Here is an 18,984-nt window from a genome sequence, read left to right as displayed (position 1 = left end):
CGACCAGGCACGCGGGCGGTGCGCCGGCTCGGCCGGTGACACCGCCGCCGCCATGACCTAAACTCCGGCACCGCTCCCCCCGGGAGCGGTTCATGACATGCTGGAGGTTGGACATGGTGCCAGTCACGATGCCGGCACTGAGGCCCGGTGCCGTCATCCATGGCCCGAAGGCCATGACGGACACGCTGCTGGGCGACTTCGCCGGCGAACTGCAGCGTCGCGGCTTCAAGGTCGCCGGCCTGATCCAGCGGAACCTGGGTACCGGCGATGCCTGCGCGTGCGCCATGGAGCTGGTCGACATGGCCAGCGGCGAGGCCATCCGCATCTCCCAGGATCTCGGCGCGGGTTCGACCTCGTGCCGGGTCGATCCCGCCGGGATCGCCGAGGCGGGATCCCGGCTGCGGTCGGCCCTGGACGGCAAGCCCGACCTCGTCGTCGTCAACAAGTTCGGCGCCCTTGAGAAGGACGGCGGCGGCCTCGCCGACGAATTGCTGTGGGCCATGGCCGAAGGGCTGCCGGTGCTGACCTCGGTTGCCGGACGGCTGGTCGGCGAGTGGCTGGAATTCTGCGGCGGCCACTGCGACCTGCTGCGGCCCGATCCGGCGGCGCTCTGGCAATGGTGGGGCGGCCAGCGGCTCTACCAGGATCTCCTGCTCGGCGTGCACGACGGGCCGGTCGGCCGCATCGTCCGCAGCGCCCACTGGCTGCTGGTCGAGGGGCCGAACGCCTGCGGCCTGGCACGGCTGCCGCGCGGGGCCGACCAGGCGGGACGGCCGCTCGAAGCTTATGCCGAGCGGGGCTTGCGCGACCTCGCCGGGCTGGTGCAGTCGACCGACCTGTTCGAGGCGGCGGTGGGTTTGGCCGCGCTGAACGCCCACTACAACCGGCCCGACCTCGAAGCGGGCGGCGGTAACGGTCTGGATGCCTTCGCCGGGGAGGAAGGCCGCGTCGTCTGCGTCGGTGCCTTCCCCGACATCGCCCGCCGGATGCCCCGCGCGCTGGTGATCGACGCCCAGCCCGCTGCCGGGGAGTATCCCGCGGCCGCCGCGGACTTCCTGCTGCCCGGCTGCGCCGCGGCGGTCATCACCGCATCGACGCTGGCGAACCGGTCCCTGCCCCGTCTGCTCGACCTCGCCCGCGGGTCGCGGGTGGCCCTTGCCGGGCCGGGCACGCCGCTGACACCCCGGCTGTTCAACTACGGCGTCGAGATCCTGGCGGGTTTCGTCGTGGACGACCCCGACGGCATGATCCGCAGCCTTGCCGAAGGCGCCACGCCGCGCGGTTTCCGGACCTTCGGCCGACAGGTCGCCCTGCGCCGCCCGGAATGACGGGCGTTCCCCCCTGGTTTACGCCTCCGCCCCCCGCATCGGCGCCGGGCCGGGCGCTGGTGGTGGGAGGCGGCATCGCCGGCGCGGCGGCGGCCGCGGCGCTGGCGCGGCGGGGATGGCGGGTCACCTTGGCGGAACGGCGCGGCCGGATCGCCGCCGAGGCGTCGGGCAACCCGGCCGGCATCCACATGCCCCGATTGGTGGCGGGCCGTTCGCCGGAACGCACCTTCCATGCGGAAGCCTATCTGCACGGGCTTCGCACCTTGGCCCGGCTGGGACCGGCGGTCGCGCGCTCGGCCTGCGGGGTGCTTCGACTCGCCACGGACGACCGGCAGGCCGAACGCCACGAAGCGGCGCTGCGGACGCCGGTCCTGCCCCCGGAGATGGTACGCGCGGTCGGCCCCGACGAGGCGGGCGAGCTTGCCGGCATCCCGATCCGGCACAGGGCGTTGTGGTTTCCGGAGGCCGGCTGGGTCGACCCGGCCTCCTTCGCCCGCGCGCTGCTCGACGGAACGGCCGCGGTCCGGCTGAACACCGGGATCGCGGAACTCGTCCATGACGGATTCCTCTGGCACGCGGCCGGTGCCGACGGCACCGCCCTGGAGCCGGCCGAGGCGGTGGTGCTGGCGAACGGCCTGGATGCCCGGGCGTTTTCGCAATCCGCCTGGCTGTCCCTGTCGCCGCGCCGGGGTCAGGTCACCGTCGTGCAAGCCACCCGGCGCAGCGCGTCCCTGCGCTGCGTGATCAGCCACGGCGGCTATCTCCTGCCGGCGCGCGAGGGCCGGCACCTGATCGGAGCGACCTTCGACACGGTCGAGGATCAGGTCCCGGCGGCGGCGCAGGAGCCGGAAGCCACCGACGACACCCGCAATCTCGCGGAGGCCGAAAGCCTGTTCCCCGGCCTGTTCGAGGGTGCGGGCACGCCCATGGGCCGTGCCTCGCTGCGGGCCATGACCGCCGACCATCTTCCGCTGGTGGGGCCGGTCGTGGACCGCGACCGTTTCGTCGAGGATTTCGCCGGGCTGAGACACGGACGGCCGGAGCGGAGCTTCGCCGCCGCGGTCTGTCACCCCGGCCTCTGGGTCATGGCGGGACTCGGGGCGCGCGGGCTGGTCACCGCCCCCTTTGCGGCCGACCTGCTGGCGGCGCAGATATGCGGAGGCCCCTGGCCGGTCGACCCCGATGCCGCAAGCGGCCTTATGGCTGCACTCCATCCGGCGCGCTTCCTGGTTCGCGAGCTCAAAAGGCGCAAGTTATAATCCACGCAAAAGGATTATCTAGAGGCATCCGTCGAGAACAGCATAGAAGAACTGTGCGTATGGCGACACAGTGTGGCGATAAGGCGCCTGCGTCCGCGAATTGCCACAGGCGAAACAACGAGTCCGCTGGCTACGGTCCGTCCGCAGAATTTCGGGGAACGGGGCCTGACAATGAATTCGTGGAGGAAGCAGCGTAACGCCTGCTTGATTGGTCTTGTACTCACCTTTGCCTTGGCGGCGTGCGACGGGGAGCCGGAAAAGCAAGAAAGCTCCGCCGCACCGCAGGACTCGATCACGGAGAACCAACCGACAAGTCCACCGCAGGAACCGGTAGCCGCAGCTGCGGAGCCGGTACCGGACGCCACCGGGCCGGACGTCGAGGCGGAACCGGATGCCACCGAGCCGGAAGTCGCGGCGGAACCGGATGCCGGGCCGGCAGCGGGCGAGCAGCCGCCCCCCTTCGAGGGACGCACGGGCGACGAGCCCGCCGCCGGCGGAGAGTCGATCCCGCCCCTGGAATCCGATGACGGCGAGGAGGCGCAGGCCACCCTTGCCGAGCCGGAGCCCGGTTCCGAGTCCCCGCCCGAAGCAACTCCCGTCCCGGATCCCATACAGGAACCGCAGCCCGAGGCCGCCCCGCCCGCGGAGCCCCTTGCGGCTTCGCCGCCTTCGGAAAGCGCCCCGGCGGCGAAGGTGCCCCCGACCAAGCCGGGCGCCGGCCGGCCGGCGCCGGAAACCGCGGCGGCGGTACCGCCGCGCAAGCCCGAGCGGGCCGTGGCAGCCCGGCCGCAGGAACCCGCCCGCCCGCCCGGACGCAAGCCCCCGACGGGAGAGGCGGCGGCCGACGCCCCGGTCCGGCAGGTCGTCGCCATGGCACCGGCCGAGCGACTGCCGTCCGACCCCTCCGTGGTGCCGACGCAGGCGCGCGCCGGCACCCATCCGGACCTGAGCCAGATGCTGTTCAAGATCCAGGAAGTCCATTTCAATCCGGGAAGCGCCACCCTGACCCCCGGCGGCGAGCGCAAGACCCTGACGGCCAGCCGCTTCATCTCGGACTTGCGGGTCCGGTCGATCAAGGTCGTCGGCTACACCGACACGGTCGGCCCGACGGCCTTCAACCAGGAGCTTGCCTTGGCGCGCGCCGGATCGGTCGCCAGCCTTCTGGAGCGGGCCGGCGTTCCGGCCGATCTGATTGAAACCGTCGGCATGGGCGAGACCAAGATGCCGATGCCGACGAGCGACGGCATCTCCGAACCGCTCAACCGCTGCGTCGGCATCCTGGTCGCGGTCGACGGCATCCCCTGACATCGGCTCAGGCCGTCACGGTCCCGCAGCGTAGCGGTCGAGAACCGTCGGCGCTCCGTCAGCGGCTTGCGGCGAAGGCCCTCCGGCGGAGCCCGCCCGGAACAGCGGGCTCCCGTTCCGAAGCGGCTGGAGCGATCGCGAAGCCTCTCAACCCTCCGGAGGCGGCGGCCGGCGGCGCAGGGGGCCGGTGCGCTGGCCGCGTCGGCGCGGCTTCCGGTCCATGTTGCCCGGCCCGCCCGGGCCGTTCGGCCCTTGCCCGCCGGGACCCGGATCGACCGGAGGCTGGCCGTCGTCACCCGCCACGTCCTCGATCGGCTCCGGCGGCCGGCGGTCGGCCATGGCGGTGCGGTACCAGTGTTCGGCGTATTGCAGATGGCCCTGGGCGGTGATTTCGTCTCCCGCGGCCTTGGCGTCCTGCGCCAGGTCCAGATAGCGCGCGTGCTTCGTCATGGCGTCGCCGCGAACCCGTTCTGGGCTGCCGCCATCAAGGCCGGGGGCACGGTTCTGGCTTCGGAAAGAGGGGCGATTATGTCTAGGCGGCGGCACTTTTGCGTCCTTTGTTGGGACCGTCCCGCGATGGTGGCGCATGGATCATGCATGCGCCTCACCGCGACAGGTTCTAACCTTTTGGAATAGACCGGAACAGGGTGCCCGGTCATGCAAAATCGTGCGGTCCGACCCAGGAACGCCGCCTGGCTGTCGCTCCGGGGCCACGAAATCGGTCCGCGGCCCCGCGGAAGATGCCGGGATCAGGCGTTATCGATGCCGCCCATGCAGAGATATTTGACCTCCAGGTATTCCTCCATGCCGTACTTGGAGCCCTCGCGGCCGATACCGCTCTCCTTCATGCCGCCGAACGGCGCCACCTCGGTCGAGATGATGCCCTCGTTGATGCCGACGATGCCGTATTCCAGCCCGTCGGCGACCCGCCAGATCCGGCCGACGTCGCGGCTGTAGAAGTAGGCCGCCAGCCCGTACTCGGTGTCGTTCGCCATCTTCACCGCCTCCTCCTCCGTGTCGAAGCGGAACAGCGGCGCCACCGGCCCGAAGGTCTCCTCGCGGGTCACCTTCATCTCGGTGGTGACGTCGGCCAGGACGGTCGGCTGGAAGAAGGTGCCGCCGAGGGGGTGGCGCTCGCCGCCGACGACGATCCGGGCGCCCTTGGACAGCGCGTCACGGATATGGTCCTCGACCTTCTCGATCGCCGCCATGTCGATCAGCGGGCCCTGCTGGGCGCCCTCGGTCATCCCATCGGCTACCTTCAACGCCTTGACCGCCTCGGCCAGCTTGGCGGCGAAGGCGTCGTAGATGCCGTTCTGCACCAGCAGGCGGTTGGCGCAGACGCAGGTCTGCCCGGTGTTGCGGTACTTGGACGCGATGGCGCCCTTGACCGCCTCGTCCAGGTCGGCGTCGTCGAACACGATGAAAGGCGCGTTGCCGCCCAGCTCCAGCGACACCTTCTTGACCGTGCCGGCGCACTGGGACATCAGCTGCTTGCCGATCTCGGTCGAGCCGGTGAAGGTCAGCTTCCGCACGATCGGGTTGGTCGTCATCTCGCCGCCGATCTCCTTGGCGGAACCGGTCAGCACGCTCAGGATGCCGGCCGGCACCCCCGCACGCTCGGCCAGAACGGCCATGGCGAAGGCTGAAAAAGGCGTGGCCGTGGCCGGCTTGATCACGATCGGGGCGCCGACCGCCAGCGCGGGGCCGGCCTTGCGGGTGATCATGGCGGCCGGGAAGTTCCACGGCGTGATGGCGGCGCAGACGCCGACCGGCTCCTTGGTCACCACGAGCCGGCGGCCGGCCAGGTGCGGCGGGATTGTGTCGCCGTAGACCCGCTTCGCCTCCTCGGCGAACCACTCGATGAAGGAGGCGGCATAGGCGACCTCGCCTCGCGACTCGGCGATCGGCTTGCCCTGCTCCGCAGTCATGATCCGGGCCAGGTCCTCCTGGTTCGCCATCATCAGGTCGAACCAGGCGCGCAAGATCTTCGAGCGTTCCTTGGCGGTCTTGGCGCGCCACGCGGGATAAGCCCGGCCGGCCGCCTCGATCGCGCGCCGCGTCTCGGCCGTGCCCATGGCGGGAACGGTGCCGAGCTTCCTGCCATCCGCGGGATTGGTGACGTCGATGGTCTTGCCGCTGTCGGCATCGATCCACTGACCGTCGATATAGCACTGGCCGCGCAGCAGTCCGGGATCCTTGAGGCCGAGCGTTGCCGCGGTTTCAGTCATGACGCTCATCGGTGGTCTCCTTGGTGATTCGATGTTTCTTGATGGATCAGTTCATATATGGTGGCGCGTTGAGCCGGATACGGCGTTAACCTCTCAAAGGAGCCGTGAGGTCAGTTCAAATCCGATCTCGGTTTCGGCTGCCGACAAACAGCCCCCAAGGTAGCGGTATCCAGTTCAGAGAGGGTCGAGTATCCTGGAGACGGCAAGCGCCAGCATCGGCACATGCCGTGTGGCGGTGCGCCATAGAACCACGACGTCCAGATTCTGGAAGTCGTGGACCAGCACGTCGCGAGTCCCGGCGATCGACCGCCAGTTGACCGCTCCGTGCCGATCCCGGAAGTCCCTGGACAAACGCTTCGTCGCCTCTCCGATGATGATCAATTGGTAAGCGATCGCCGAGATCGACCGGCGGTCCTCCAACAAATCCTGACCTCCGACGGAAGCGGCGAAGCTCATGATCAACGTGCAGGCATCCCGGATATGACCCAGGGCGGCACGGTCAGAGGGCGACATAGAGGCTGTGCGCCGCATCGCGGAACATCCGCGTCCGTTCTCGATTGCCGAACTCGACCAATCCCGTCCAGCTGTAGAAATGCGACCTGCGACCGAAAATCCTGGAAAGCTCGTCCTGCATCGTCACCCGGTCGAACAAGGTCCATTCCGCATCCGGCCGCATGGTGACCAGCACGTCCAGTTCGGCGTCCGGGTCCGAGCGCTCCTGCTCGGGAAGGTCGAGCAGGGCGAGTTCGGCCACCTTCCAGCGGTCGCAGAAGGCCGACAGGTCCGCCTCGATGTTCCTGTATCGGTCGAGCGCCAGATAGCCCATGGTCCGTCCCCGTTGCATCGGGGATACTATAGGCTTCTCGGCGCTCACATTCCAGCGCGGGCCCGCCCCCTTCCCTACTTCGGCTTCGCCGCCTTCTCCGCCGCCCTGCGGGTTCGGAAGCCCGCCGCCCAGCCTTCGTGGACGCTCTGCTTGGACCGCTCCACCGTCAGCGCGTCGGCCGGAACGTCGCGGGTGATCACGCTGCCGGCGCCGACGATGGCGCCGGCCCCGATGGTCACCGGGGCGACCAGCGCCGAGTTGGAGCCGATGAAGGCGCCGGCGCCGATCTCGGTGCGGCTCTTGAAGAAACCGTCATAGTTGCAGGTGATCGTGCCCGCCCCGATGTTGGCCTTGGCGCCCACGCTGGCGTCGCCGATATAGGTCAGGTGGTTGACCTTGGCGCCCTTGTCGATGCGGGCGTTCTTGACCTCGACGAAATTGCCGATATGGACGTCGGGTCCGATGTCGGCTCCCGGGCGCAGCCGGGCATAGGGGCCGATCAGGGCGCCGTCCGCCACGCGGACCTCCTCCAGGTGGCAGAACGGACGGATCTCGACCCGGTCGCCGATCTCGACGCCGGGACCGAACACGACGTTCTGCCCGACCGTCACGTCGCGCCCCAGCCGGGTGTCATGGCTGAAATAGACCGTCTCCGGATCCGCCAGCGTGGCGCCCCCGGCCATGGCGGCCGACCGCAGGCGGCCCTGCATCAGCCGTTCGACGGCGGCAAGCTCGGCGCGGGAGTTGACGCCGACCACCTCTTCGGCCGAGGCCTCGACGACCCGGCAGGCGTGCCCCGCGGCGCGCGCGACGGCGACCGCGTCGGTCAGGTAGAACTCCCCCTTGGCGTTGTCGTTGCCGATGGCGTCCAGCAGGGCGAACAGGCGCCGCCCGTCGAACGCCATCAGCCCGGCATTGCACAGGGTCACCGCCCGTTGCGGCTCCGTCGCGTCGAGATATTCGACGATCGCGTCCAGGCCACCGTCGGCCCCCTGGATCAGCCGGCCGTAGGCGCCCGGATCGTCCGGCCGCATGCCCAGGACGACGACCGCGGGATCGCCGGAAGCGTTGCGCGCCTCGATCATCCGCGAGAGCGTCGCGGGCGTCACCAGCGGGGTGTCGCCGTAGACGACCAGCACGTCCCCCTCGAACCCCTCGACCAGCGGCCGGGCGGCCATGACGGCGTCTGCGGTGCCGAGCTGGCGTTCCTGGACGACAGTGGCGTGGGGCGCCACCTCGGCCGCGACGTCCTCCATCCCCGGCCCGACCACGACGGTGATCCGTTCGGGCTCCAGGGCCGAGGCCGCCGCGACCACGTGGCCGACCATGGAGCGGCCCGCCACCTTGTGCAGCACTTTGGGCAGGTCCGACTTCATGCGGGTGCCCTTGCCCGCCGCGAGAATGATGCAGGCGAGCGGACGGCGGGTTTGGGTATGGTGCGTCGATGTCATGGTGCTGTTATCGTCTGATCCGCGTTCACGGGAGGGTCGTACCTCCTTGTGCCACACCTCCGGCCTCCGCCAAAGCCCTCGATGGGCGACCGGCCGGGAACGACAATCACCGAAGGAAACTGGGGAACCGCCGCATGCCTCGACTACAAGCCGTGATCTTCGACCTGGACGGCACCCTGATCGACAGCGCGACCGACATCACGGCCGCGGTCAACAAGCTGCTGGACAAGTACGAACGCCCCCCGGTCACCGTGGAGCAGATCCGCGTCATGGTCGGCGACGGCGCCCCGATCCTGCTGCGCCGCGTCTTCGAGGCGACCGGGACCAGCCTCGACCCGGACAGGACACCCCAGATCTACGCCGACTTCCTGGAGTTCTACGAGAAGCAGCCCGCCTCGCCGGACTCGATCTTTCCCGGCGTGCCGGAGACGCTGGACCTGCTGCTGGAGCGCGGGCTGAAGCTCGGGCTCTGCACCAACAAGCCGGAACGCGTCACCCGCGAAGTGCTGGTCCAACTCGACCTCGGCCGCTACTTCGGATCGGTGGCCGGGGGCGACACGCTGCCGGTGCGCAAGCCCGACGGCGGCCACGTCACCTGGATCATGGACCGGCTCGGCGTGACCGGCGGCGCCGCCGTCATGGTCGGCGACAACCACAACGACGTCGCCGCGGCCCGGGGGGCCGGCATCCCGGTGGTGGCGGTCAGCTACGGCTATCCCCACGTCCCCACGGAAGAGATGGGCGCCGACGCCATCATCGACCATTTCACGGAGTTGCCCGCCGTACTGGACGGATTAGCTGATCGCTGATTTCGCAGGCACAGTCCCGGCAACATATCGGCCCCGAACCCATTGATGCTCCGAAAGAGGGATGCCAAGTCGTCGCACTGGTTAATGCGCGGCAAAGCTCCAAACTTCGTCGTGCCGGAACCGGGAACAGAAAATTCCTGTTCCGGAGCCTGTAGGACAAAGGACGGGAGCGGACAATGGACATCGATCCGTTGATGTTGTCGCGCATTCAATTTGCTTTCACCATATCTTTTCATATCCTTTTTCCCGCCTTCACCATCGGCCTTGCCAATTGGATCATGGTGCTAGAAGGCTTGTGGCTGAAGACTGGACGCGACGTTTACCGCCGGCTGTCCGAATTCTGGACCAAGATCTTCGCGATCTCTTTCGGCATGGGCGTGGTGTCGGGCATCGTGATGTCCTACCAGTTCGGCACCAACTGGAGCCGCTGGTCGGACATCACCGGCAACGTGCTGGGACCTCTGATCCAGTACGAGGTGGTCACCGCCTTCTTCCTGGAGGCGGCCTTCCTCGGCATCCTGCTGTTCGGCCGCAGCAAGGTGCCGCGCGGCATGCACTTCTTCGCGGCCAGCATGGTCGCGATCGGCACCATCATCTCGTCCTTCTGGATCCTGTCGTCGAACAGCTGGCTGCACACCCCGGCCGGGTTCGAGATCCGCGACGGCCGGTTCTTCGTGACGAGCTGGTGGGAGGTGGTGTTCAACCCGTCCTTCCCGTACCGCCTCGCCCACATGGTGACGGCCGCGTTCCTGACCACATCGTTCGTGATCGCCGGGATCAGCGCCTGGTACATCCTGAAGGGCCGCTTCGCGGAATACACCCGGATCAGCTTCGGCATGTCGCTCGGCCTGATCGCTATCCTGGCACCGCTGCAGATCCTGCTGGGCGACCTGCACGGCCTGAAGACCATGGAGGTGCAGCCGGCCAAGATCGCGGCCATGGAGGGCCATTGGGAGGGCGGCGAGGGCGCGCCGCTGATCCTGTTCGCCTGGCCCGACATGGAGGCCGAGGAGAACCACTACGAGATCGGCATCCCCTATCTGTCGAGCCTGATCCTGACCCACGAGCTGGAAGGCGAGGTGCCGGGGCTGAAGGAATTCGCGCCCGAGGACCGGCCCTACATGCCGATCGTGTTCTGGACCTTCCGGATCATGGTCGGCATCGGCTTCCTGATGCTGTTCGTGGCGATCGGCTTCGTCTTCCTGAGCTGGCGCCGGCGGCTGTACGACTCGTCCTGGTTCCACTGGATCTGCGTCGCCATGACCCCGGCCGGCTTCGTGGCGATCCTCGCCGGCTGGTTCACCACGGAGATCGGGCGGCAGCCCTGGATGGTCCAGGGGCTGGTGCGGACCGCCGACGGCGTGACGCCGTCGCTGACCACCGGCGCAGCGCTGACGTCGCTGCTGACCTTCCTGGTGACCTACGCGCTGATCTTCACGGCGGGGACCTATTACATCCTGCGCCTGCTGCAGCTCGGCCCGCAGCCGCACCGGGAGGAGACCACCCATCAGGCACGCCAGGAGGCCGGACGCCCGAAGCGGCCGATGTCCGTGCCTGACGAACGCATCGAACCGGCGGAGTGAACGACATGGAATGGTGGCAGGACCTTACCCTGATCTGGACCGGCATCGTCGCCTTCGCGATCATCATGTACGTCCTGATGGACGGCTTCGACCTGGGGCTGGGCATCCTGTTCCCCTTCGCCGGGCGCGACACCGACCGCGACGTGATGATGAACACGGTAGCCCCGGTCTGGGACTTCAACGAGACGTGGCTGATCCTGGGCGGCGCGGGGCTTTTCGCGGCGTTCCCCCTGGCCTATGCGGTGATCCTGCCGGCGCTGTACCTGCCGCTGCTGGCCATGCTGATCGCCCTGATCTTCCGCGGCGTCGCGTTCGAGTTCCGCTTCAAGGCGAAGAGCAGCCGCTACCTGTGGGACGCCAGCTTCCATTTCGGATCGCTGATCGCCACCTTCGTGCAGGGCATGGCGCTGGGCGCCTTCATCCAGGGATTCGACGTCGAGAACCGCGCCTATGTCGGCGGCAATTTCGACTGGTTCTCGATCTTCAGCTTGCTGACCGGCATGGCGCTGGTGGCGGGATACGCGCTGCTCGGCTGCACCTGGCTGATCTGGCGGACGGAAGGCTCGCTGCAGGAATGGGCGTACAAGCTGTCCAAGCCGCTGTTCCTCGCCGTGATCGGGTTCATCGCGCTGGTCAGCGTCTGGACGCCGCTGGCCAACCAGACCATCGCGGACCGCTGGTTCTCCTGGCCGAACATCCTCTATCTGTCGCCGGTGCCGATCCTGACCGCGGCCCTGGCGCTGCTGTACTGGCGGGCGATCAACAAGCGGAACGAGGTCCAGCCGTTCGCCCTGTCCATGGGCCTGTTCATCCTGTCCTTCGCCGGGCTGGCCGTCAGCCTGTGGCCGAACGTGATCCCGCCCAACATCAGCATCTGGGACGCCGCCTCGCCGCCGGAGACCCAGGAGTTCCTGCTGGTCGGCATGGCGTTCCTGATCCCGACGATCGTTGTCTACACGATCTATTCCTACTACGTCTTCCGCGGCAAGATCGGCGAGGACGCCGGGTACCATTGAGGCGCTGATATCACTGGGCGACAGCGTCGGCCGAAATGAGATGCATGATGACGTCGCCGAACCGGCTCTCGCCCTCCAGCCTGACCGGGACCGGCGGCAATCCTTCGACTACTGGCGCCAGCATCAGCGCGACGGGCGCCCGTTTCTCCTGTTCGGTCACCACGCCTTCCTGCTTCCACCGGCCGGCCAGCACCTTCGAGGTGACCTCGCAATGGACGGCGGGACCGCTGAACACTGAGTAGCGGTTGGGGGCGAGCTGGCGGTTCCCGACCGTCCGGAAACTCAGGTCATAGCGGCGACGGCCGTCGAACACCTGGACGGTCCCGGTGCAGCCGCGCCCGGCGGCGACGCCGGTCGCCACGGAGAGCACGGCCGACAGGGGATCGGTGGTTCCGGGCACCATCTCCGGCGGCACGGGGTCCCGCTCGGCCGGATCGTCCGGCGGCCGGACATCCGCGACGACGCGGCCGGTGTCGTCATAGTCCAGGCTGACGGCCCGCTCCCGTCCTCGCCAGGTTCCGCTCTGCCGGTGCGAGCGCGGTGCCGCCTCTCCGTCCCGCATGAGGCCGACGGAGCGCGACAGGTTTTGCCAGGGAAAGAAGGTACCGATCAGCCCCTGGGTCTCGGCGCTGACCTCGACCTCGTAATCGTCGCGCCCGACATCCAGCAGGATGGAGGCCTGGAGGACTTCGAAACCGCCGGCATAGATCGCGTAGCCGAGACGGACCTTCTCGGCCGCCATTGCGGTCGAGATCAGGACCGCCGGCACCAGGGCTGCCACGGCTCCGCCGACCAGCATGACGGCAGGGATGGATCGCATTGATGTCGGCATGGCACCCGAGCCCTTCCGTGGATCGAACCTGGACAACCCATGTAGGGCGCGGCATCGTCCCTGCAAATTCGGTCCCCGCAATTTTGCGGAAGACACTTCCGGCGCTTGACATCATCCCGCGACCCCAATAAATAGGGCCTCCGCCGCACAGGCGGGCGCGTAGCTCAGCGGGAGAGCACTCCCTTCACACGGGAGGGGTCACAGGTTCAATCCCTGTCGCGCCCACCATCCTCTTCAAATATCTCGAATGTAACAGGATTCCGGCGCCGTTCGCGTTGCCCCTTTCCATGTCCGGCAGGCCACGGGAAGGCAGAGGGACCGCACGACGACACGCCAGGGGGCGGGCGCCTTGCAAGACGCCCGCCCCCGTCCGCCGAAAGCCCCGTGGAGTATCGGGAATTCCAGCCCTGCTTTGCTCGTCCCGGTTTACTGTACCGGCTTCGCTTCGGCATCGATGCCGGCGACCGACGCCGGGTCGCCGTTGTAGGCTGGCAGCGCTTCCATTTCCTCGCGGGTCATGTCGATGACCACACGATCACTTGCCTCGTTCAACTGAAGCGCATTCCAGGGAACAGCGGCGGTCTTGGAACCGATGCCCAGGAAACCACCCCACTCGACGATCGCCGCCTCCACCTGGCCTTCGGAGCCGATCAGGAGGTTTTCGATCTCGCCGACCTCCTCATCGTTCGCCGTGACGGCGTTGGTCCCGATCATTCCCGAGACCTGATCGCCCATCAGCCGCGGGGTGTCCATCGGTGTCGTGGGTGTCATGCCTGCCGTCGGGGTCCCGGCACCCGCGTCCCGCGCCCGCTCACCGCCGGTGTCACCCGCTTCCTGGGAGCCTTCCTGCCCCTGCGCCTCCGGCGCGTTCTGCTGATCCGGCCGAACGACGTTGACGTTCGGCTCGCCGCTCCGTTCCACGGTGACATTCGGTTCGGCCTGCTCGACATTCACGTTCGGCTCGGCCTGCTGGACGGTGACGTTGGGCTCAGGCTGTTGGACGGTCACTTCGGGAGCGGGGCGCTGAACCGTCACTTCCGGTGCGGGCTGCTGGACGGTTACTTCGGGAGCAGCCTGCTGTACTTGGACATCAGTCCCCGCTGTGGAATTCTGGCCGCCACCAGCCGGCTGGGCGTTCTGCTGCTGCGCAAGTGCCGGGGTTCCAAACGCGAGCAGTGCAACAGCGCTCGTTACAGTCAAAATGTTCTTCATCGGTCTCTCCATTAGATGACGTGAGAAAATCCTATGATTACTAGGATTTCCTGCGAGCTCATTTTCATATGAGGCCCGATCTCGGAATAACAACAACAGATTGCTTCAGGGGTTCCCAAAAATATCACAACTTATCCTATAAATAATTTTGCAGCAAAGCCGCTTTATCTTAATTACCGAAATTTTTATATTGGATGGGATGGCAATCGCCTTGTCCACCGCGCCGACAGGGCGCGATGGGTTCAGGCCAAGCCCTGAGCCAGGCAGTCAGGACGATCATGGTTCCGGATTGGGAAGCAATCGAGCCGGTCCGATCGGATACCGGCCGCGCCGCCCCTTGAATCAGGCTGCGGAACGCAGGATCGCGACGAGGATCGAACTTGGCCGCACTCCCTCCGCCACCGATTCCGACGAGCTAGAAAATCAAGGCGAGAAGCCCGATCAGGACCAGGAGGCCGATCAGGAAAATGACGCCTACGGTGCCGCCGATGAACTTGAGCATGAAAAACTCCTGTATCTAGGTTAACTGAAGCCCGATCCGTGGGATCGCGCTCGGGGATGACATGGCTTCGGCTCAGCGGCCGGCATCATCGTTTCCGGCCTTGCCTTCAGGCTGGAGGTTGCCGGCTCCTTGCCCGGCGTCGCCACCCACCTTCCGGCCCGATCCTCATCCATGACGTCTCCTTGCCGCTTTGGCCCCCACGGCATCCGCATCCGCCGCCATGAGCTGGCCTTGCGGGTAAAGACGCCCATGATCGGAGAACGGTTCCCTGAAAAGTGAACAGATTATCATTGGGCCGGATCGGCGCATGGGCGGAACAGAGCCGGCCGGCATCAAATGATCCTTTCCAGATGCAGCCCAGGGAGAATCACAGGCAGCTCCCTCCGCCTCGTATTTATTTTGGAACTTCAACGCCGGACCTGGCGTCTATCCGTACAAGACACGGGGTGATTTTCAGCAAGGACGCGAGGGCAGGGTCATGGACGATACAGAGTGGCTGATCGCCCGTGAAGTGCCTGGTTTACGGCGATATGCAAGGGCTCTGGTCAAGGATCGCGACCGTGCCGACGACCTCGTGCAGGAGTGCCTGGAGCGGGCGTTGCGCAAGCAGCATCTCTGGCGGCGGGCCGGGAGCATGCGCGGGTGGCTTTTAAAGATCTTGTACAATGTCCACGTCAACCTGATCAGGCATCATCGCAGGACGCCCGAAACAACCCCGCTGGAGGACGTCAGCGTCACCCAGCCCGCCCGCCAGTTCGGGCACATGCAGTTGCAGGAGATGGCGCACGCCCTCGACGGTCTCCCCGCCCCCCAGCGCGAAACGCTTCTGCTGGTCGTGCTCGAAGGGCTGAGCTACGAGGAAGCCGCCTGCGTGCTCGATGTGCCTGTCGGCACGGTGCGGTCCCGCATGTCACGCGCCCGCGAGGCGCTCCAGTCGCTGAACCTTGACGAGTCCCGCCCCGTGACCGTGAGGCCCGTCACCCTGAGGCCCGTCACCCTGAGGCCCGTCACCCTGAGGAGGGTGAAGTGATGGAAAATTACGACGATATCCACGTTCTCGACCTGCACGCCTACATCGACGATCTGCTTGATCCGCCGCGACGGCGCGCGGTCGAGGCATATCTGGCGGTGCATCCCGAAAAGGCGGAGTGGGTCAGGCGCTGCCGGCTGCAGAACGATGCCATGCGGGCGATCTTCGGACCCGCGGCGGAGGAAGCCCTGCCCGGCCGGCTGTCATCGGTGTTCAAGCCGAAGCGGCCGTCCCGGTTTCCCGGCCTGGTCAGCCGTATGTCGCCTCTGGCGGCGACTCTTCTCCTAGGGTGCGGATTGGGATGGTCGGCGGCTGCGTTCCTTCCCCGCCATGAGGTCTCGACCCAGGTCCTTCGCGAGAGCGCCTCGCTGGCGCACACCGACGTGAGGAAAGCGACGGTGGCGGGGCACTTGGCGCCGTCGGAGCCGATGCTGCGCCCGATCCAGTGGGTCGAGCAGGCGAGCATGGTCGACCTGCAAATCCCGGATCTCAGCCGGTACCGGTTCAGTCTGGTCGGCAGCCAGGTCACCGCCACGACCAACCGCTCGCAGGCAGCACAACTCACTTACCAGGACGATCTGGGCCGGCGGCTGACGCTGCAGGTACAGCCCCGCCTGCCCGATCCGGACCCCGAGATCGAGACCGAAACGCGCAACGAGGTTCGCGTCGCCTACTGGCTCGACGGTCCGCTGATGTACGTGATGGCGAGCGACCTGCCGAGGGACGAATCCCTGGCGGTCGCCGAAAGCCTGCACCGGTCGATACGCAAGATGCCGCCTCCGGAGCCCGAACCCGAGTTCGGCATCGCCAAGCGGCTCAAGTCGCTCCTCTGGACACGGGGGTGATCGGAAAAGATGCTGGAACGCCGCATGGGAGGGACTTATGCGACAAACCCCATTGCAGAAGACGCTGTTGCTGACGGCCGCGCTCGCGCTCACCCCGGCATGCCCCTCCGCCGCTCCCGCGCAGGACCGCTTGGAGGCGGGATCCGACATCGTCGGCGCGAACGATCTGATCGGTCGAAGCGTTATCGGCGCGGACGGCGAGGAGTTGGGCACGATCAGCGACTTCCTGCTGAGCCTGTCGGGCGGGATCGACCGGCTGATCGTCGCCAGCGGCGGCTTTCTGGGCATCGTGGGCGGCCGGGAGGTGGCCATCCCCTGGTCGGAAACCGAAACCGGCCTGGATACCGGCGACATCCGGGTCACCTTGACCCGGGGCGACTTCGAGAACGCTCCGGAATACCAGCGACAAGGGAAACTCGGCGCGATGCCGGGCACCGACGGGCAGTGACCCTTCGGGAAGGGGTCGGCATCCGCCCGGCCCGATGGAAGAAAATCGGATCAAACATGGAAAGGAAATGAAGATGTTCGGTGCATTCGGAAAAGGTCTGGGGTTCATTTTCCTGGTCGGCTTGACGACCGTCGGCGTCCTGAGCGCGATATTCCCCCGGGGTGCCAAGAAGGTCGCCTCCACCGCCTATGACCTGGAAGAGGAGCGCCGGACCCAGGCAACCAGCCGGACCGACGCATGAGCGCGGCCCCGACGGCCGGGCAGGTCACGCCGGACCGGCTCCCGTGCAGCACGCCCTGATGGGCGGCGGAGCATCCGACCGGGCGGTCTATCCCCTCTGGCTGCGGGTGCCCTACACGCTTTTCGTGATCGCGCTGGTACCGGTTTACTGGCGCGAGTACGGGCCGGGCAACTTCCTGTGGTTCTCGGACCTCACCCTGTTCTCCGTCCTGATCTGTCTCTGGACCGGCAACCGGCTGCTTTTCTCCATGATGGCGGTCGGGGTGCTGCCCCTGGAGATGGTCTGGACCCTCGACTTCCTCACGGGGGGCGCCCTGGTCGATCTGGCCGGCTACATGTTCAGCGACCGCTATCCCCTCTATCTGCGGGCCTTGTCGCTGTTCCATCTGTTCCTGCCGCCCATCCTGATCTGGATGCTGGTGCGCCAGGGCTACGATCCGCGCGCCCTGCCGGCACAGACCGTGCTGGCCTGGATCGTGCTGCCGGCGACTTGGCTGCTGACGTCTCCGGACGACAACGTCAATTGGGTCTTCGGCCCCGGTGAAGACCCGCAGCAATTCATGGATCCCCTGCTCTATCTCGGGCTCTACATGCTGCTGCTGCCGATCGCCGTCTTCCTGCCGATGCACGCTCTGCTGAAAAGGCTGTTCGGATCAGACGATCCACCCGGCTGAGCACCGTTCCGATCAGCATGGTTCCGATCATAGGATGTGCACCACGGCCTGCCCGGTGAACGGGCAGGCCGCGGCGTACTCGTACCCGATCCCGGTCTCGGCGGCGCATTCCATGAACGCCCTGTACTCGTGCTCGCGCCAGGTGCGGTTCCCGATGAATTCGTCGAACACCAGGATCGTGCCCGGCACCAACCGGGCGGCCAGCGCCGTCAGGACGGTGCGGGTCGAGGAGTAGATGTCGCAGTCGATGTTGGCGAAGCGCACGGCTTCGCCGTGGTCGGCCAGGAACGGCGGCAGGGTGTCGCTGAACCAGCCGGCATGAAGGGTCACGTTGTCTCTCACGGCCGGCAGTTCCAGGCCGGTGGTGAAGCTGCCCCGGCGCTGGCTGCCCCAGTCCTCCGGCAAACCTTCGAACGAGTCGAAGCCATGGACCTCCTGGCCCGCGACCTCGGCGATATGGTCGATCGAGGTTCCGCGCCGGACGCCGAACTCCAGCACCAGTCCCTTTCCGGTTGCCAGGCCGACACCGTGCCGGAGCAGGTCGGCGCCGCAGCCGAACAAGCGGAAGTCGGCGGCAAGGCGTGGCAGCAGCGCGCCGACGCCGTCCACCAGCGCATGGTGGTGCGGGCGGTCGCGGAGCGGTCCGTCGAGGATCGCGGCGGCATCCCCTTCCCTGCCGTCGAGCCGCGCATAGGCGGCGAGGAAAGCCCAGTACTTGCCGTTGGCGCCGTGGCAGGCGGTCGCCCGCCGCAGCCGGTCGAGCGCCTCTTCGAGCGACCGGACCTGGAGCGCCGCCGCATGGCTCCGGAACCAGCCGGCCGCGAGGCCGGGCTGTCGGTCCAGCAGCCTGTCCCAGGCGGCCAGCGCCGCGGCGGCGTCGCCCAGCGCGTGGCGGCACATGGCTTCCTCGTACAGCAGCTGTCCGGTCTGCTCCCCTGCCGAGGCGGCCAGGACCGACAGACGGACGGCGTCCCCATAGCGGGCGTCCAGCCGGTAAGCCGCGGCCAGCGCCTCCCACGCTTCGGCATCGACCGGCGGCGTCGCGGCCAGCGGCTCCAGCAGGCGGACCGCGACATGGGGCAGGCCAGCGGCGGTGCAGGCCCGCGCGAGTTGGACGCGGATCCCGGCGTCGTCGGGATCAAGCTCGGCGGCGCGGCGCAGGTGGGCCAGCGCCGGCTCGAAGTCCTTCATGCCGAGATAGGCCGTCCCGAGCAGGGCATGGCCGCAGGGGGACAGGTCGGGCCGGGACGCGAGCAGACGGCGCGCCGCCCGGTACCGCTTGGCGGCGAGCAGGCCGCGCGCAACCTCGATGATGTCCGACTCCATGACGACTCCCTTTCCCGGGCCCGCCGGCTATCTACCCGCGCGGGCCGCCGGGAGCAAACCGGATTGG

At 67.5% G+C, this 18,984-nt stretch carries 20 protein-coding genes and 1 tRNA gene; 13 read left to right on the top strand and 8 right to left on the bottom strand.

Annotation, left to right across the window (positions count from 1 at the left end):
* Positions 1–113: 113 nt before the first annotated feature.
* The 3 genes from JL100_RS05075 (at position 114) to JL100_RS05065 (ending at position 3,892) form a co-directional block, all read left to right on the top strand.
* Positions 114–1,328: a DUF2478 domain-containing protein gene (locus tag JL100_RS05075; RefSeq protein ID WP_228421078.1), complete on the top strand. Its 1,215-nt coding sequence runs from the start codon at positions 114–116 to the stop codon at positions 1,326–1,328.
* Positions 1,325–2,587 (top strand): FAD-dependent 5-carboxymethylaminomethyl-2-thiouridine(34) oxidoreductase MnmC, encoded by a 1,263-nt coding sequence (gene mnmC, locus JL100_RS05070; RefSeq protein WP_202682196.1) that lies wholly within the window; start codon positions 1,325–1,327, stop codon positions 2,585–2,587. Before JL100_RS05075 ends, mnmC begins: the two co-directional genes overlap by 4 nt.
* Positions 2,588–2,791: 204 nt before the next feature.
* A complete protein-coding gene (locus JL100_RS05065; protein ID WP_228421077.1) occupies positions 2,792–3,892 on the top strand; it encodes an OmpA family protein in 1,101 nt (366 codons plus the stop codon).
* Positions 3,893–4,039: 147 nt separating this feature from the next.
* On the opposite strand, the gene JL100_RS05060 is transcribed toward JL100_RS05065, so the two are convergent.
* The 5 genes from JL100_RS05060 to glmU all read right to left on the bottom strand — a co-directional run bounded on the left by JL100_RS05060 (position 4,040) and on the right by glmU (position 8,400).
* Entirely contained in the window at positions 4,040–4,480 is a 441-nt protein-coding gene (locus JL100_RS05060; RefSeq protein WP_228421076.1) for a DUF4167 domain-containing protein, read from the bottom strand.
* A 161-nt stretch (positions 4,481–4,641) separates the two neighbouring features.
* Entirely contained in the window at positions 4,642–6,132 is a 1,491-nt protein-coding gene (gabD, locus tag JL100_RS05055) for an NADP-dependent succinate-semialdehyde dehydrogenase (RefSeq protein ID WP_456115309.1), read from the bottom strand.
* A 165-nt stretch (positions 6,133–6,297) separates the two neighbouring features.
* Entirely contained in the window at positions 6,298–6,579 is a 282-nt protein-coding gene (locus JL100_RS05050; RefSeq protein ID WP_202682199.1) for a HepT-like ribonuclease domain-containing protein, read from the bottom strand.
* Between the two features lie 43 nt (positions 6,580–6,622).
* Complete coding sequence (locus tag JL100_RS05045; RefSeq protein WP_228421075.1) at positions 6,623–6,949, bottom strand: hypothetical protein; 327 nt, start codon at positions 6,947–6,949, stop codon at positions 6,623–6,625.
* Between the two features lie 74 nt (positions 6,950–7,023).
* Positions 7,024–8,400, bottom strand: coding sequence for a bifunctional UDP-N-acetylglucosamine diphosphorylase/glucosamine-1-phosphate N-acetyltransferase GlmU (gene glmU, locus JL100_RS05040; RefSeq protein WP_202682201.1), 1,377 nt, complete (start codon positions 8,398–8,400; stop codon positions 7,024–7,026).
* Positions 8,401–8,534: 134 nt separating this feature from the next.
* Here glmU and gph point away from each other — a divergent pair, with 134 nt between their 5' ends.
* The 3 genes from gph to cydB all read left to right on the top strand — a co-directional run bounded on the left by gph (position 8,535) and on the right by cydB (position 11,808).
* On the top strand, positions 8,535–9,209 hold the full coding sequence (gph, locus tag JL100_RS05035) for a phosphoglycolate phosphatase (protein WP_202682202.1): 675 nt from the start codon (positions 8,535–8,537) through the stop codon (positions 9,207–9,209).
* Positions 9,210–9,385: 176 nt separating this feature from the next.
* Positions 9,386–10,792, top strand: a complete 1,407-nt coding sequence (locus tag JL100_RS05030; RefSeq protein ID WP_202682203.1) for a cytochrome ubiquinol oxidase subunit I — start codon at positions 9,386–9,388, stop codon at positions 10,790–10,792.
* Positions 10,793–10,797: 5 nt separating this feature from the next.
* Positions 10,798–11,808 carry a cytochrome d ubiquinol oxidase subunit II gene (cydB, locus tag JL100_RS05025; RefSeq protein ID WP_202682204.1) on the top strand — a complete coding sequence of 337 codons (1,011 nt, stop codon included), beginning with the start codon at positions 10,798–10,800 and terminating at the stop codon, positions 11,806–11,808.
* Between the two features lie 10 nt (positions 11,809–11,818).
* Here the strand turns inward: cydB and JL100_RS05020 are convergent, their stop codons facing one another.
* The gene (locus tag JL100_RS05020) at positions 11,819–12,640 is read right to left on the bottom strand and encodes a DUF3108 domain-containing protein (RefSeq protein ID WP_202682205.1); all 822 of its coding nucleotides are present in this window, start codon (positions 12,638–12,640) and stop codon (positions 11,819–11,821) included.
* 153 nt (positions 12,641–12,793) lie between these two features.
* Here JL100_RS05020 and JL100_RS05015 point away from each other — a divergent pair.
* Positions 12,794–12,868 (top strand) — tRNA-Val (locus JL100_RS05015).
* Positions 12,869–13,066: 198 nt separating this feature from the next.
* Here JL100_RS05015 and JL100_RS05010 read toward each other — a convergent pair.
* Positions 13,067–13,852, bottom strand: coding sequence for a PRC-barrel domain-containing protein (locus tag JL100_RS05010; RefSeq protein ID WP_202682206.1), 786 nt, complete (start codon positions 13,850–13,852; stop codon positions 13,067–13,069).
* Between the two features lie 199 nt (positions 13,853–14,051).
* Here JL100_RS05010 and JL100_RS05005 point away from each other — a divergent pair, with 199 nt between their 5' ends.
* From JL100_RS05005 to JL100_RS04980, 6 genes are all read left to right on the top strand, one after another.
* Positions 14,052–14,378, top strand: coding sequence for a hypothetical protein (locus JL100_RS05005; RefSeq protein ID WP_202682207.1), 327 nt, complete (start codon positions 14,052–14,054; stop codon positions 14,376–14,378).
* A gap of 454 nt (positions 14,379–14,832) precedes the next feature.
* Positions 14,833–15,384: an RNA polymerase sigma factor gene (locus tag JL100_RS05000; RefSeq protein ID WP_202682208.1), complete on the top strand. Its 552-nt coding sequence runs from the start codon at positions 14,833–14,835 to the stop codon at positions 15,382–15,384.
* Positions 15,384–16,229 (top strand): anti-sigma factor family protein, encoded by an 846-nt coding sequence (locus JL100_RS04995; protein WP_202682209.1) that lies wholly within the window; start codon positions 15,384–15,386, stop codon positions 16,227–16,229. Before JL100_RS05000 ends, JL100_RS04995 begins: the two co-directional genes overlap by 1 nt.
* A gap of 52 nt (positions 16,230–16,281) precedes the next feature.
* Positions 16,282–16,677: a PRC-barrel domain-containing protein gene (locus JL100_RS04990; RefSeq protein ID WP_202682210.1), complete on the top strand. Its 396-nt coding sequence runs from the start codon at positions 16,282–16,284 to the stop codon at positions 16,675–16,677.
* 73 nt (positions 16,678–16,750) lie between these two features.
* Positions 16,751–16,918 carry a hypothetical protein gene (locus JL100_RS04985; protein ID WP_202682211.1) on the top strand — a complete coding sequence of 56 codons (168 nt, stop codon included), beginning with the start codon at positions 16,751–16,753 and terminating at the stop codon, positions 16,916–16,918.
* Positions 16,919–16,961: 43 nt separating this feature from the next.
* Positions 16,962–17,591, top strand: a complete 630-nt coding sequence (locus JL100_RS04980) for a hypothetical protein (RefSeq protein ID WP_202682212.1) — start codon at positions 16,962–16,964, stop codon at positions 17,589–17,591.
* A gap of 27 nt (positions 17,592–17,618) precedes the next feature.
* Here the strand turns inward: JL100_RS04980 and JL100_RS04975 are convergent, their stop codons facing one another.
* Positions 17,619–18,917 (bottom strand): class I SAM-dependent methyltransferase, encoded by a 1,299-nt coding sequence (locus tag JL100_RS04975; protein ID WP_202682213.1) that lies wholly within the window; start codon positions 18,915–18,917, stop codon positions 17,619–17,621.
* Positions 18,918–18,984: the final 67 nt, after the last annotated feature.

Source organism: Skermanella mucosa (assembly GCF_016765655.2).
GTDB classification, from domain to species: Bacteria; Pseudomonadota; Alphaproteobacteria; order Azospirillales; family Azospirillaceae; genus Skermanella; species Skermanella mucosa.
Note: the sequence above shows the minus strand (reverse complement) of the source record. Positions and strands in the feature narration are given on the sequence as shown.